Source organism: Cupriavidus sp. JZ107, assembly GCF_053903255.1.
Map to the genome: position 1 here is coordinate 864,485 of NZ_CP096480.1, position 14,167 is coordinate 878,651.

The 14,167-nt window shown below is 67.6% G+C and carries 11 protein-coding genes; 10 read left to right on the forward strand and 1 reads right to left on the reverse strand.

Annotated features, from left to right (window positions below):
* Positions 1 to 39: 39 nt before the first annotated feature.
* The 5 genes from M1D55_RS03700 to M1D55_RS03720 all read left to right on the forward strand — a co-directional run bounded on the left by M1D55_RS03700 (position 40) and on the right by M1D55_RS03720 (position 6,535).
* Positions 40 to 1,074 (forward strand): tripartite tricarboxylate transporter substrate binding protein, encoded by a 1,035-nt coding sequence (locus tag M1D55_RS03700; RefSeq protein WP_456281146.1) that lies wholly within the window; start codon positions 40 to 42, stop codon positions 1,072 to 1,074.
* Between the two features lie 67 nt (positions 1,075 to 1,141).
* Positions 1,142 to 2,665 carry a UxaA family hydrolase gene (locus tag M1D55_RS03705; RefSeq protein WP_456281147.1) on the forward strand — a complete coding sequence of 508 codons (1,524 nt, stop codon included), beginning with the start codon at positions 1,142 to 1,144 and terminating at the stop codon, positions 2,663 to 2,665.
* A 34-nt stretch (positions 2,666 to 2,699) separates the two neighbouring features.
* Complete coding sequence (locus M1D55_RS03710) at positions 2,700 to 4,175, forward strand: NAD-dependent succinate-semialdehyde dehydrogenase (protein ID WP_456281148.1); 1,476 nt, start codon at positions 2,700 to 2,702, stop codon at positions 4,173 to 4,175.
* 80 nt (positions 4,176 to 4,255) lie between these two features.
* A complete protein-coding gene (gene hpaI / locus M1D55_RS03715; RefSeq protein WP_456281149.1) occupies positions 4,256 to 5,059 on the forward strand; it encodes a 4-hydroxy-2-oxoheptanedioate aldolase in 804 nt (267 codons plus the stop codon).
* A 66-nt stretch (positions 5,060 to 5,125) separates the two neighbouring features.
* Positions 5,126 to 6,535: an FAD-binding oxidoreductase gene (locus M1D55_RS03720; RefSeq protein WP_456281293.1), complete on the forward strand. Its 1,410-nt coding sequence runs from the start codon at positions 5,126 to 5,128 to the stop codon at positions 6,533 to 6,535.
* 64 nt (positions 6,536 to 6,599) lie between these two features.
* Here M1D55_RS03720 and M1D55_RS03725 read toward each other — a convergent pair whose 3' ends face one another.
* The gene (locus M1D55_RS03725; protein ID WP_456281150.1) at positions 6,600 to 7,337 is read right to left on the reverse strand and encodes a type 1 glutamine amidotransferase domain-containing protein; all 738 of its coding nucleotides are present in this window, start codon (positions 7,335 to 7,337) and stop codon (positions 6,600 to 6,602) included.
* A gap of 131 nt (positions 7,338 to 7,468) precedes the next feature.
* On the opposite strand from M1D55_RS03725, the gene M1D55_RS03730 reads away from it, so the two are divergent.
* The 5 genes from M1D55_RS03730 (at position 7,469) to gsiB (ending at position 14,045) form a co-directional block, all read left to right on the forward strand.
* Complete coding sequence (locus tag M1D55_RS03730; RefSeq protein WP_082371864.1) at positions 7,469 to 8,011, forward strand: hypothetical protein; 543 nt, start codon at positions 7,469 to 7,471, stop codon at positions 8,009 to 8,011.
* Positions 8,012 to 8,330: 319 nt separating this feature from the next.
* On the forward strand, positions 8,331 to 9,356 hold the full coding sequence (locus M1D55_RS03735; protein WP_456281151.1) for a MurR/RpiR family transcriptional regulator: 1,026 nt from the start codon (positions 8,331 to 8,333) through the stop codon (positions 9,354 to 9,356).
* 50 nt (positions 9,357 to 9,406) lie between these two features.
* Complete coding sequence (locus tag M1D55_RS03740; protein ID WP_456281152.1) at positions 9,407 to 10,411, forward strand: isoaspartyl peptidase/L-asparaginase family protein; 1,005 nt, start codon at positions 9,407 to 9,409, stop codon at positions 10,409 to 10,411.
* Between the two features lie 31 nt (positions 10,412 to 10,442).
* Positions 10,443 to 12,371: a dipeptide ABC transporter ATP-binding protein gene (locus M1D55_RS03745; protein WP_456281153.1), complete on the forward strand. Its 1,929-nt coding sequence runs from the start codon at positions 10,443 to 10,445 to the stop codon at positions 12,369 to 12,371.
* Positions 12,372 to 12,488: 117 nt separating this feature from the next.
* Complete coding sequence (gene gsiB / locus M1D55_RS03750; protein ID WP_370646823.1) at positions 12,489 to 14,045, forward strand: glutathione ABC transporter substrate-binding protein GsiB; 1,557 nt, start codon at positions 12,489 to 12,491, stop codon at positions 14,043 to 14,045.
* The last annotated feature ends 122 nt before the right edge of the window (positions 14,046 to 14,167 follow it).

Genomic DNA, 14,167 nt, shown 5'->3' on the forward strand with positions numbered 1-14,167 from the left:
CACGCCGGCCACCACCGATAACACAGTGCGAGGACGACAATGAACCAGGGTTCCCCCATCAATCCCGCGCGCCGCCGCCTGATCCTCGGCGCCAGCGCCGGCGTTGCCACGGCCGCCGCTGCGGCGGCCACCGGTACCGCCGGCATGCTGCTGGCCCGGAGCGCCAGCGCCGCAACCTATCCCGATCGCCCGATCACCTTCATTTGCCCGTGGCCGGTCGGCGGCACCGCCGATCAGTCGATGCGCGCGCTGTGCCAGGTCGCCTCCGGCATCCTGAAGCAGTCGATCGTCGTCGAGAACCGCGCCGGCGCCTCGGGCATGATCGGCACCCGCGCGCTGGCGCGAGCCAAGCCGGATGGCTACACCATCGGCCAGATTCCGATCTCGGTCACGCGCTTCTCGCAGCTCGGCATGCTGGAGATCGATCCGCGCACCGAGCTGACCTATCTGGCGCGTACCTCGGGCCAGACCTTCGGCATCGCGGTGCCGGCCGGCTCGCCGTACAAGACGCTGCAGGATGTCGTTGCCGCGGCCAGGGCCAACCCGGGCAAGCTGACCTATGCCCACGCCGGCATCGGCGGGGCGACCCATGTCGGCATGGAGCAGTTCGCGCTGGCCGCCGGCGTGCGCTTCAACGCGATCGCCTACAAGGGCGGCTCGGCGGCGCTGCAGGATGTGCTCGGCGGTCAGGTCGATCTGCTGGCCGATTCCAGCTCGTGGGCGCCGCATGTCGAATCCGGCAAGCTCCGCCTGCTGGCCACATGGGGCGAGCAGCGGACGCCGCGCTTCAAGGACACGCCGACGCTGCGCGAGCTCGGCTACGACGTCGTGGTCGAAGCGCCCAACGGCATCGGCGCACCGAAGGGGTTGGACCCGGCGATCGAGAAACAGCTGCGCGACGCCTTCCGTGCCGCGGTGGCCAGCAAGGAATTCAAGCAGGTTGCGTCGCGTATCGATGCGCCGGTGATGTACCTCGACGGGCCCGAGTACAAGAAGTACGTGGCGGCGGTCTACGAGCAGGAAACCCAGCTGATCCAGCGCCTGAAGCTGAAGGAAATGCTGCAGCAGAGCTGATCCCTTCAGCGCCGATGTGCCTGGCGCAGACCACCATCGCCCTCGCCAACCACAGGAATTGTTCGACGTGAACGTCAATGCCGTCATCCGCCTGCACGCCAACGACAACGTGCTGATCGCACGCCAGGACCTGGCGCTGGGACAGCCGCTGCCCGAGCTTGGCGTGCGGGCGCGGGCACAGGTGCCTGCCGGCCACAAGATCGCGGCGTGCGCGATCGCGAAGGGCGAGCCGGTGCGCAAGTACGACACCGTGATCGGCGTGGCCGATCGCGATATCGCGCCGGGCGAGCACGTGCATTCGCACAACCTGAAGCTGGTGGACTTCTATCGCGATCCGGCTTTCTGCAGCGACGTGCGGCCGATCGACTATGTGCCCGAGGCCGAGCGCGCGAGCTTTCAGGGCTTCGTGCGTCCGGACGGCCGCGTCGGCACGCGCAACTTCATCGGCATCCTGTCGTCGGTCAATTGCTCGGCCACGGTGATCCGGCATATCGCCGACCATTTCACGCGGGAGCGGCTCGCGGCCTATCCGAACGTCGATGGCGTGGTGGCGTTCGCTCATGGCACGGGTTGCGGCATGTCGTCGCCGAGCGAGCATTTCGATCTGTTGCGCCGCACGCTGGCGGGCTATGCGCGCCATCCGAACCTGGCGGGCGTGCTGATCGTCGGCCTGGGCTGCGAACGCAATCAGGTCGCCTCGCTGGTCGAGTCGCAGCAACTGGAGCCCGGCAGCCATCTGCATACGATGGTGATGCAGGACACCGGTGGCACGCGCGAGACCATCGCCGCCGGCATCCGGGCGATCGAATCGATGCTGCCGGCGGCCAATGCGGCGAGACGCCAGCCGGTTCCCGCCAGCCATCTGAAGATCGGCCTCGAATGCGGCGGCTCGGACGGGTTCTCCGGCATCACCGCCAATCCCGCGTTGGGCGCCGCGATGGATGTCCTGGTGCGCCACGGCGGCACCGCGATCCTGTCTGAAACCCCGGAAATCCACGGCGTCGAATACATGCTGACGCGACGTGCCGTCACGCCGGAGGTCGGTCAGAAGCTGCTCGACCGGCTGGCCTGGTGGGAGCGCTACACCGCCGGCCATAACGCGCAGTTCAACGGCGTGGTCGGCCACGGCAACCAGCAGGGCGGGCTCGCCAATATCTTCGAGAAATCGTTGGGCTCGGCAATGAAGGGCGGCACCACGCCGCTGCAGGCCGTGTACCAGTACGCCGAGCCGATCGACAAGGCCGGCTTCGTCTTCATGGATTCGCCCGGCTATGACCCGGTCGCGGTGACCGGTCAGATCGCCAGCGGCGCCAACCTGATCTGCTTCACCACCGGCCGGGGCTCGATGTTCGGCTCCAAACCGGCGCCGACGATCAAGCTGGCGTCCAATACGCCGATGTACCGGCGCCTCGCCGACGACATGGACATCAACTGCGGCGTCATCGTCGACGGCGAACTGACCGTCGCCGAGATGGGGCAGCGCATCTTCGAACATATCCTGCGCGTCGCCTCCGGCGAGAAGACCCGCAGCGAGCTGCTCGGCCTCGGCGACAACGAGTTCGTGCCCTGGCATATGGGCATCGTCAGCTGACCGGCCGCATCCTTTCCAGGACTTCCATCGCATCATGTCCCTGCAGCTTTCCCATGCCGCGCTGCTGCGCGGCCAGAACCTGATCGGCGCCCAATGGCAGCCAGCGGCGGCCGGCGGCCGCCTCGATGTCACCAATCCCGCCAACGGAGCGACGTTGACGCGGGTCGCGGACAGCGGGGCCGACGATGCGCGCCGCGCCGCCGATGCCGCGCACCAGGCCTTCGCGGACTGGAGCCGCCGTCCGGCGAAGGAACGCGCGCGGCTGCTGCAGCGCTGGCATGCGCTGATCCTCGAACACCAGGAAGACCTGGCCCGCATCATCTCGGCCGAGCAGGGCAAGCCGATGCACGAGAGCCGCGGCGAGGTGCAGTACGGTGCCGCGTATGTCGAGTGGTTCGCTGCCGAGGCGGTCCGCATCTGCGGCGACATCGTGGCCGAGCCGATGCCGGGCCGAAAGTTGCTGGTGCTGAAGGAACCGGTCGGCGTGGTCGCGGCGATCACGCCGTGGAACTTCCCGCTGGCGATGATCGCGCGCAAGATCGCGCCGGCGCTGGCGGCCGGCTGCACCGTGGTCGCCAAGCCGGCCGAGGACACGCCGCTGACCGCGTTGGCGCTGGTCTATCTGGCCGAGCTCGCCGGCGTGCCGGCGGGCGTGCTGAACATCGTCACCGCGTCGCGCGAACGCACGCCCGAGGTGGTCGACGTCTGGCTTGCCGACAGCCGCGTGCGCAAGATCACCTTCACCGGCTCGACGCCGGTCGGCAAGCATCTGGCGCGCGAGTCCGCCGCGACGTTGAAGAAGTTGTCGCTGGAGCTCGGCGGCAACGCGCCGTTCATCGTGTTCGAGGACGCCGACCTCGATGCCGCGGTCGAAGGGCTGATGGCATCGAAGTTCCGCAATGGCGGCCAGACCTGCGTTTGCCCCAACCGCATCTACGTGCACGAGGCCGTCCATGACGATTTCGTCGAACGGCTGGCGCGGCGCGTCGGCGCACTGAAGGTCGGGCCGGCCAGCGAGGCGGGCTCGCAGATCGGCCCGATGATCAATGCGCGCGCGGTCGACAAGATCGCCCGCCACGTCGAGGATGCGGTGGCACGGGGCGCGCGCGTCGTCACCGGCGGCAGGCGCGTGCGTACCGGGGACGGACCGCACTACTACGCACCGACCGTGCTGGTCGGCGCCACGCCGGAGATGGCGCTGTCCTGCGAGGAAACCTTCGGCCCGGTAGCACCGATCTTCCGTTTCGCCAGCGAGGACGAGGTGATCGGCCACGCCAATGACACGCCGTTCGGGCTCGCAGCCTACTTCTATTCGAACGACGTGCGCCGCATCTGGCGCGTCGCGCAGGCGCTGGAGACCGGCATCGTCGGCATCAACGAAGGGGCCATCGCGGCCGAGGCCGCACCATTCGGCGGCGTCAAGGAATCCGGCTATGGCCGCGAGGGCTCGCGCCATGGACTGGACGATTATCTGCATTTGAAGTATTTGTGCCACGGTCTGCTGGACTGAGCCCGACCCAAGCCGTACAAGCACGTACACGGCCCAGTCCCCAAGTCCATCGAACCCGTATCGCTTTGACAGGACCCGTCATGCCCGCATCCAATCCCTTCAAGACCGCACTGGCCGCCCGCCGGCCGCAGATCGGCCTGTGGCTGTCGATGGCCGGGCCGTACCTCGCCGAGGTTGCGGCCACCGCCGGCTTCGACTGGCTGCTGATCGACGGCGAGCACGCCCCCAACGATGTGCGCAGCGTCCTGGCCCAGTTGCAGGCGGTCTCGGCCTATCCGAGCGCGCCGGTGGTGCGCGCCGTGGCCGGCGACGTCCCGCTGATCAAGCAGCTGCTCGATATCGGCGCCACCACGCTGCTGGTGCCGATGGTCGATACCGCCGAGCAGGCGCGCACGCTGGTCAGCGCGACGCGCTATCCGCCGCAAGGCATCCGCGGCGTCGGCAGCGCGGTGGCGCGGGCCTCCCGCTGGAGCGGCCGTGCCGACTATCTCGATGTCGCCGACGACGAGGTCTGCCTGCTGGTGCAGGCCGAGACCGTGACCGCGCTGGCGAATCTGCAGGAGATCTGCGCGGTCGATGGCATCGACGGCGTCTTTATCGGACCGGCAGATCTGGCGGCGTCGATGGGACATCGCGGCAATCCCGGCCATCCCGAAGTGCAGGCCGCGATCGAGAACGCGATGCGTACCATCGTCGCCAGCGGCAAGGCGGCCGGCACGCTGACATCCGACGCCGCGCTGGCCCGGCGCTATCTGGAGCTGGGCTGCACCTTCGTGGCGACCGGCGTCGATGTGCTGCTGTTCGCCAAGGCCGCACGCCAGCTTGCGGCCTCCTTCCGCCAGGAAGGCGCCGCGCCCGCGCAACGGCCCTCCGCCGCCTACTGAACGCTTTGCCGATTTTCTTCAACCATGTCATTGGATAGTTCCGCGCGCGACGCCACGCTGCGCGCCATGCAAGCCATCGTCGGCGACAACGCCTGCCTGATCGCCGACGCCGATACCGAGTCCTACGTCACCGACTACCGGCGCATCAGCCGCGGCAAGGCCAGCGTGGTGGTGCTGCCTTCGACCACCGAGCAGGTTGCCGCGGTGATGGCGTGGTGCCATGCGCACGGCGTGCCGGTGGTGCCGCAGGGCGGCAATACCTCGTTGATGGGCGGCGCGGTGCCGGACACGCGCGGCGATGCCGTAGTGCTGAACCTGCGCCGCATGAACCAGGTGCTGGCGATCGATACGGTCAACGACACGCTGACCGTGCAGGCCGGCGTGACGCTGGCCGCCGCTCGTGCGGCGGCGGAGGAGGGCGGGCGGTTGTTTCCGCTGCGCATCGGCTCCGAAGGCTCGTGCCAGATCGGGGGCAATCTGTCGACCAACGCCGGCGGCACCGCGGTGCTGCGCTACGGCAATATGCGGGACCTGGTGCTCGGCATCGAGGCGGTGCTGCCCGACGGGCGCATCTACTCGTCGCTGCGCGGCCTGCGCAAGGACAACACCGGCTACGATCTGAAACACCTGTTCATCGGTGCCGAAGGGACCTTGGGCATCATCACCGCCGCGGTGCTCAAGCTGATGCCGCAACCGCGCGCGAGCGCGGTGGCCTTCGTCGCGGTGGCGTCGCCGGACGCGGCCGTGCGCCTGCTGGGCGAAGCCAAGCGCCTGTCGGGCGGCGCCGTCACGGCGTTCGAACTGATCTCGGGCCCGGCGCTGGACCTGGTGCTCGACTATCTGGGCAATGTCGCCTCGCCGCTGGCGCAGCGGCACGACTGGATGGTGCTGATCGAATTGAGCTCGGGCGCGGATGCCGCCAGCCTCGAAGCGACGCTGCTCGAAATTCTCGAAAGCGGCTACGAACAGGAACTGGTGCGGGACGCGGCGATCGCCGCCAGCGTCGCCGACGCGCAGACCTTCTGGCGCATCCGCGAGGAAATCTCGGACGCGCAGACGCGCACCGGCGGCAGCATCAAGTGCGATGTGTCGGTGCCGCTGTCGCGCATCGCGGGCTTCGTCGACGAGGCGTCGCGCCGCGTGCGGGAACTGGTGCCCGATGCCCGCATGGTGATCTACGGCCATATGGGCGACGGCAACGTCCACTTCAATCCGCTGCGTCCCAAGGACGCCGACGCCAAGGGGTTCCTCGCGCAGTGGTACAAGCCGGTGTCCGACCTGGTCGATGGCCTCGCCCATGGCGAAGGCGGCTCGATCTCGGCCGAGCACGGTATCGGCGCGGTCAAGCGCGACGACCTGCGCCGCTACAAGTCGCAGGTCGAGCTCGAACTGATGTGGCAGGTCAAGCGGGCGCTCGACCCGAAGAACCTGATGAATCCGGGCCGGGTATTGCCGGCGATGGGCGAGGGCGGCTGACCGTTCGGGCCGCCGCCCGGGCAGTCACCCGGCAATTCAAGCCGGCACGCTCCAGCCGGCACGTTCAGGCCGGCTCGGCCGCCGGCTCCGACAACCGCAACGTGCGCAGCACCGCCTTGGCGACGCCATACGCACTGCCGGGGTTCTGTCCGGTAATCAGGCGCCCGTCCTCGACCACATAGGGCGCAAACGGCAGCATCGCCTTGCTGTATTGCGCGCCGCGCTTGCCCAGCTCCTGCTCGAGCCCGAACGGCACGGCGAAGTCGCGCTTGGCCATGATTTCCTCGTTCCACGAGAAGCCGGTCACGCGCTTGCCCTGCACCAGCGGCTCGCCGTTGGACAGCCGGACGTCCAGCAGTCCGGCCGGGCCATGGCATACCGCCGCGACCACACGGCCCTGCTCGTACATCGCCGCGATCAGCCGCGCCAGCGGCTCGCAGCCCGGGAAGTCGAACATCACGCCGTGGCCGCCGGTCAGGTAGATCGCATCGAACTCGCCGGAATCGACCGCCGCCACGTTGGCCGTGTCGTTCAGCAGGTCCATGAAGATCCGGTCCTCATAGCGTTTGAAAACACTGCTGCGCATGCCGGCACTTCGTGCAAGTTCCGACAGCATCAGGCTCTCGGGATCGATCGGGATCTTGCCGCCCGACGGCGACGCCAGCTGCAGCGTATGGCCCGCTTCCTCGGCCACATCCCAGAAGTGCGTCAGTTCGCTGAGCCACAGGCCGGTACGAAAGCCCACTTTTTGGTACTGGTCGACGTTGGTTGCGACCACCAGGATTCGGCATTGCGCTGGCATGGGTGCCTCCTGCTTTTTCGGGGAAGTTCGAAAGTTGCAAGAAGCGTTCCGCATGGCAAGCGATACGGTAGCGCTTGTCCGAGAATCGCCGCTTTGTGCCTCGTTCAAGGGGCGACTGCAAGGACCAGCTCGTGGCACGACCTTACTTCCCGCCTGCAGCGGTCGAGGGCGAGATCATCGATTTTGCACACCTGGAGCCGTTCAATTTGGAAGTTGAAAGCGGCCTCGCCAAGAAGACGCTTCGCATGCGCGTCACCTTTTCGAATCATTGCTTCACGAAAAGGTGCCTGGATGCGGCGCCCGACTTCAAACAACCCATCTTCGACGGCAACACGCACCGGCCACGTGTCTTTTGCCCGGTGCGCTATCGCCTGTCTCGGAAGCTTCCCAGCGTGATTCTTGGGCTAAATCATCCGAAGGCAAAAGTCTGGCAAACATCGTCACGGCGTAACTGGGCGTACTCGATGACCGTCCAGGACCCCAAAGGTCCATATCATGTCTTCTTTGAGGTCCGTCGAGCCTTGGGCGAGCGGAGGCGGTCCCAGGACCTGAATCTGATCGTGGAGAGTGCCTACCACCAGACCGAACGGGCGCCAGTCTTCCTTGGTTCCATAGGCTTTGTCTTGCTGTGTGGAAAGGTGTATCTGGGTCACCCAGTGGCCACCAAAAGATAAGCCGACAATAAAAAAGGCGCCACTGGGGCGCCTTTCTGTACAGCAGATCCGGACACCACTTTCGACTCGCCTTGCGCGGGTACGGCTTTCGCCGCTGGGAAGCGCTCGATCTCATCCGGTCAGTCGCTTCGATCCAGGCAATCTAAACGAGTTGGACAGCACAGTCAATGACAGCAGGGAGCGAAGCCGCCGAATAGATACGGGTAAACCCTTGCTCTCGTAAACTCTATTTTCATGGCACAGCTATTGCGTGTAAATTTGTTTACATCGATAGCCGTTCGCCGGATGCACCAGATTGCGTCCGGCCCACCGCAGAGCCATGACTGCTTCCCGTCCGGACCCGGCTGCCAGGCCGGCCGATTCCGTGCCAGACCCCGCGCCCGAGACCACCGTCTCCCAGCGCATTGCGAAGGTATTCCCGTCGCTGACGCCGGCGCACCAGCGCATGGCCGACTACGTGCTGGCGAACCCGTTCCGCGCGGCGACGATGCGGATCGACGAGTTTGCGCAGGCGGTGCAGGTGTCGGTGGCGACGGCAAACCGCTTCGCGCATGCGCTGGGCTTCGACGGTTACCCGCAATTTCGCGCCGAACTGGTGCGCGGATTCGAAGCCACGCTGGCGCCGGTGGAGAAGCTGCGCACCGAACTGGAGCGGCCGGCGACGATCACCGAGATCATCGCGGCCTCGCTGGAAGAGAACGAGCGCAACCTGCAGGCCACGCGCCGCGCGCTCGATGCCGATGCGTGCGAACGCGCGGTGACGGCAATTCTCGAGGCCGAGCATGTCTATGTGCTGGGCTTCGGGGCGAGCGGCTATCTGGCCGGCCTGTTGCAACATGGCCTCGACATGTACTGCCGCACGGTGATCACGGTCGCCGGCGTCGGCGGCGCGTCGACCGCGGCGCGGCAGCTGTTCAAGCTGACCAGCCGCGATCTGGTGATTCCGATCGCCTTTCCCCGTTATGTCTATGACAGCGTCGCGCTGACCGAGCGCGCCCGCGCCCATGGCGCGCGGATCCTCGCGTTGACCGATGGGCCCACCTCGCCGCTGGCGCCCTTTGCCGATATCGCGCTGTATGTCAGCGCCGGCCGGCAGTTATCGGCCAACTCCGACGCGGCGGTGCTGGCGATGATCGAGGCGCTGTGCGGCGCGGTCGCGCACCGCGCCACGGGCTCGGTCAAGGCCGCCGCCGACATGACCGAATTCGTGCTGCCCTGGCTGCATCAGACCCATGCGCGCGCCGACGCCGGCCGCACCGCCGCGGCCGGCGATCCGCAATCCAGGCCCCGTCCGGGGTCCGGCAAGGCGCCGCGGCGCCGGCGCCCGGACACCGATAACGACTAACGCTTCCGAGCCTTACCGAGTTGCCCGCCGTCCAGGCGGGCCCAAGCACCATGAACGCAGATCGATCGACCTCCAAGCCCACGCCCGTGATCGCCATCCATGGCGGGGCCGGCACCATCACCCGCGCCGCGATGGACGCGGACAAGGAAGCGCAGTACATCGCCGCCCTCGAACAGGCCCTGCGCGCGGGCCAGCGCCTGCTGGCCGATGGCGCCAGCGCCGTCGATGCGGTGACCGAAGCGGTGCGGCTGCTCGAGGACTGCCCGCTGTTCAATGCCGGCAAGGGCGCCGTGCTGACCAACGCCGGCACCTATGAGCTCGATGCGGCGGTGATGGACGGCGCCACGCGCGATGCCGGCGCGGTCGCCTGCGTCAAACGGCTGCGCAACCCGGTGCTGGCGGCGCGCGCGGTGATGGAGCACAGCGAGCATGTGCTGTTCACCGCCGACGGCGCCGAAGCGTTTGCGCAGGCGCAAGGCCTGCCGCTGGTCGAGGCGGACTACTACTACACGCCGGAGCGCCACGCGCAATGGCAACGCGCCCGCGCGGGCAGCGGCATGGCCCTGCTGGATCACGATGCCGCCGCGCTGGCCGCACGGGCCAGCGCCGACGAGGCGGGTGGCGAACCGCTCGATCCGGGTACCAAGTTCGGCACCGTCGGCGCGGTCGCGCTCGACGGCCAGGGCCGGCTCGCCGCGGCCACGTCGACCGGCGGCATCACCAACAAGCAGCTCGGCCGCGTCGGCGATACGCCGGTGATTGGTGCCGGCTGCTATGCCGACGAACTGGTGGCGGTGTCGACCACCGGCACCGGCGAGATGTTCATCCGCGCGGTGGCGGCCTACGACATCTCGGCGCGCATGCGCTATGCCGGCAGCTCGCTGGAAGCGGCGACGCATGCCGTCGTGATGCAGAGCCTGCCGGCGATCCAGGGCCGGGGTGGGCTGGTCGCGATCGACGCGTCCGGCAATGTCGCGCTGCCGTTCAATACCGAAGGCATGTACCGAGGCCATGCCCGCGTGGGCGAGCCGGTCCACGTGGCGATCTACCGCTGACCCCATGCCCGCAGGTTTCGAGGAACACTCCATGGCCCCATCGACTTCCGCGTCTACTTCGTCTTCCGCATCCGGCCTGGCGCTGCCGCCGCAGCGCGTCGTGTCCGTCAACGACCTGACGGTGCGCTTTGCCACGTCCGAGCGCACCGTCGAGGCCGTGCGCGGCCTGTCCTTCCATATCGACCGCGGCGAAACGCTGGCGGTCGTGGGCGAGTCCGGCTCCGGCAAATCGGTGACCTCGCTGGCGCTGATGCGCCTGGTCGAACATGGCGGCGGACGCCTCGCCAGCGGCAGCATGATGCTGCGCCGCCGTGGCGGCGACGTGCTGGACCTCGCCCAGGCCGATGGCGGCACGATGCGCGGCATTCGCGGTGCCGATATCGCGATGATCTTCCAGGAGCCGATGACCTCGCTGAATCCGGTGTTCCCGGTCGGCGAGCAGATCGCGGAATCGATCCGGCTGCATCAGAACAAGAGCCACGCGGCGGCCCGCGCCGAAGCGTTGCGGATGCTCGAGCTGGTGCGCATCCCCGAGGCACGCCGCGTGCTGGACCGCTATCCGCATCAGCTGTCCGGCGGCATGCGCCAGCGCGTGATGATCGCGATGGCGCTGTCGTGCCGGCCCGCGCTGCTGATCGCCGACGAGCCGACCACCGCGCTGGACGTCACCATCCAGGCCGAGATCCTGCAGCTGATCCGCAATCTGCAGGCCGAGATGCAGATGGGCGTGCTGTTCATCACCCACGACATGGGCGTCGTCGCCGAAATGGCGGACCGCGTGCTGGTGATGTACCGCGGCGAGAAGGTCGAGGAGGGCGAGGCGCCGACCGTGTTCGCGCGGCCCGCGCATCCCTACACCCGCGCGCTGCTGTCCGCGGTGCCCAAGCTCGGCGCAATGGCTGGCACCGATCTGCCGGCCAAGTTTCCGCTGGTGCGGGTCGACGGTGGCGAGCGGCAGGAGGACGCAAGGGGCGCAGAGGGCCGCGGCGATACGCCGGCCGCGGCCGCGCGTCCGGATGCGGCGGCCCAGCCGATCTTGCGTGTGCGCGACCTGGTGACCCGTTTCGACGTGCCCGGCGGCCTGTTCGGCCGGCCGACGCGCCGCGTGCACGCGGTCGAGCGCGTCAGCTTCGACCTGTATCCCGGAGAGACGCTGGCGCTGGTCGGCGAATCGGGCTGCGGCAAATCGACGACGGGCCGCTCGCTGCTGCGGCTGGTCGACAGCCAGAGCGGCACCATCGAGTTCGCCGGCCAGAACATCGGCGAACTGTCGGGGCCCGCGCTGCAGAGCCTGCGCCGCAATATCCAGTTCATCTTCCAGGACCCGTTCGCCTCGCTCGATCCGCGCGTGCCGATCGGCTATTCGATCATGGAGCCGCTGCTGGTGCACAAGGTCGCCAGCGGCAAGGAGGCCGAGCAGCGCGTCGCATGGCTGCTGGACAAGGTCGGCCTGTCTCCGGCCCATGCCGCGCGCTATCCGCACGAGTTCTCCGGCGGCCAGCGGCAGCGCATCTGCATCGCGCGCGCGCTGGCGCTGAACCCGAAGGTGGTGATTGCCGACGAGTCGGTGTCGGCGCTGGACGTCTCGATCCAGGCGCAGATCGTCAACCTGATGCTGGACCTGCAGCGCGAGATGGGCATCGCCTTCCTGTTCATCTCGCACGATATGGCGGTGGTCGAGCGCATCAGCCATCGGGTCGCGGTGATGTATCTGGGCCAGATCGTCGAGATCGGCCCGCGCCGCGCGATCTTCGAGAACCCGCAGCATCCCTATACGAAGAAGCTGATGTCGGCGGTGCCGGTGGCCGACCCGGCGCGCCGTCATCTGCGGCGCGAGCCGCGGACCGAGGAGCTGCCGAGCCCGATCCGCGCGATCGGCGACGAGCCGGTGGTGCAGCCGCTGGTCGCCGTCGCGCCGGACCACTTCGTCGCGCGGCACGCGGTCGGCGGCGCCTATTGACGTCGAGCGGGCCTGCCGAACAAGCCTATTGAGTCAACCCGGGCGGCAAGGCCACCAAGAGCCCGTCCAGCCCGTTCACCCTGTGCTACCTGTCCGTCTTACCAAGGAGAATCGACAATGATCCAAGCCAGTTTGTCCCGACGTGGCGCGGCGCGCCTGTTTGCCGGCGGCCTGCTGATGGCCGCGTTCGCGGCCGGACCGGCCTTCGCCGCCAAGGATGCGGTGATGGCGGTGGCCTCGACCTTCACCACGCTCGATCCCTACGATTCGAACGACACGCTGTCGCAGGCGGTCTCGAAGACCTTCTACCAGGGCCTGTTCGGCCTGGACAAGGACATGAAGCTCGTCAACGTGCTGGCCGACAGCTATGACGTCAGCAAGGACGGACTGGTCTATACGATCAAGGTCAGGAAGGGCGTCAAGTTCCACGACGGCACCAGCTTCGACGCCACCGCGGTCAAGGCCAACCTGGACCGCGTCACCGATCCGGCCAACAAGCTCAAGCGCTACACGCTGTTCAACCGTGTCGCGCGCACCGACGTGGTCGACCCGACCACCGTCAAGATCACGCTGAAGGAGCCGTTCTCGCCGTTCATCAACGTGCTGGCGCATCCGTCGGCCGTGATGATCTCGCCGACCGCGCTGAAGAAGTACGGCAAGGACATCGCCTTCCATCCGGTCGGCACCGGTCCCTTCGAATTCGTCGAGTGGAAGCAGCCCGATCACCTGCGCGGCAAGAAGTTCGCCGGCTACTGGAAGAGCGGTCTGCCGAAGATCGACACCATTACGTGGAAGCCGGTGGTCGACAACAACAGCCGCTCGGCGATCATGCAGACCGGCGAGGCCGACTTTGCGTTCAGCATTCCGTTCGAGCAGGCCGCGGTGCTCAAGGCCAGCCCGAAGGTCGACCTGATCGCCGCGCCGTCGATCATCCAGCGCTATCTGTCGCTCAATACGCAGGTCAAGCCGTTCAACGACCCGAAGGTGCGCCAGGCGATCAATTACGCGATCAACAAGCAGGCGCTGGCCAAGGTGGCGTTCGCCGGCTATGCGGTGCCGGCCGAGGGCGTGGTGCCGCCGGGCGTCGACTTCGCCGAGAAGCTGGGCCCGTGGCCGTACGATCCGGCCAAGGCACGCGCGCTGCTGAAGGAGGCCGGCTATCCGAACGGCTTCGAAACCACGCTGTGGTCGGCCTATAACCACACCACCGCGCAGAAGGTGATCCAGTTCGTGCAGCAGCAACTGCAGCAGGTCGGCATCAAGGCCTCGGTGCAGGCGCTCGAGGCCGGCCAGCGCGTCGAGAAGGTCGAGAGTGTGCCCAAGCCGGAAGACGCCGGCGTGCGCATCTACTACGTCGGCTGGTCGTCGTCGACCGGCGAGTCGGACTGGGCGCTGCGTCCGCTGCTGGCATCCGAATCGATGCCGCCGAAGCTGCTGAACACGGCCTACTACAAGAACGATCAGGTCGATGCCGATATCGCGGGCGCGCTGCGTACCACCGATCGCAACGAGAAGGCGCGGCTGTACAAGGACGCGCAGCAGCGCATCTGGAACGACGCGCCGTGGGCCTTCCTGGTGACCGAGCAGGTGCTGTATGCCCGCAGCAAGCGGCTGAGCGGCGCCTATGTGATGCCGGACGGCTCGTTCGAGTTCGAGAACATCGATATCAAGTAAGCGTCGCGCCCGCGGTCGTCAGCGTTCCGTCGAGGTATACGTCGTCCCCGCGCAGGCGGGGACCCAGCGGCTTGCAACATGCAGGGGTGCATTGAAGCCGCTGGGGCCCCGCATTCGCGGGG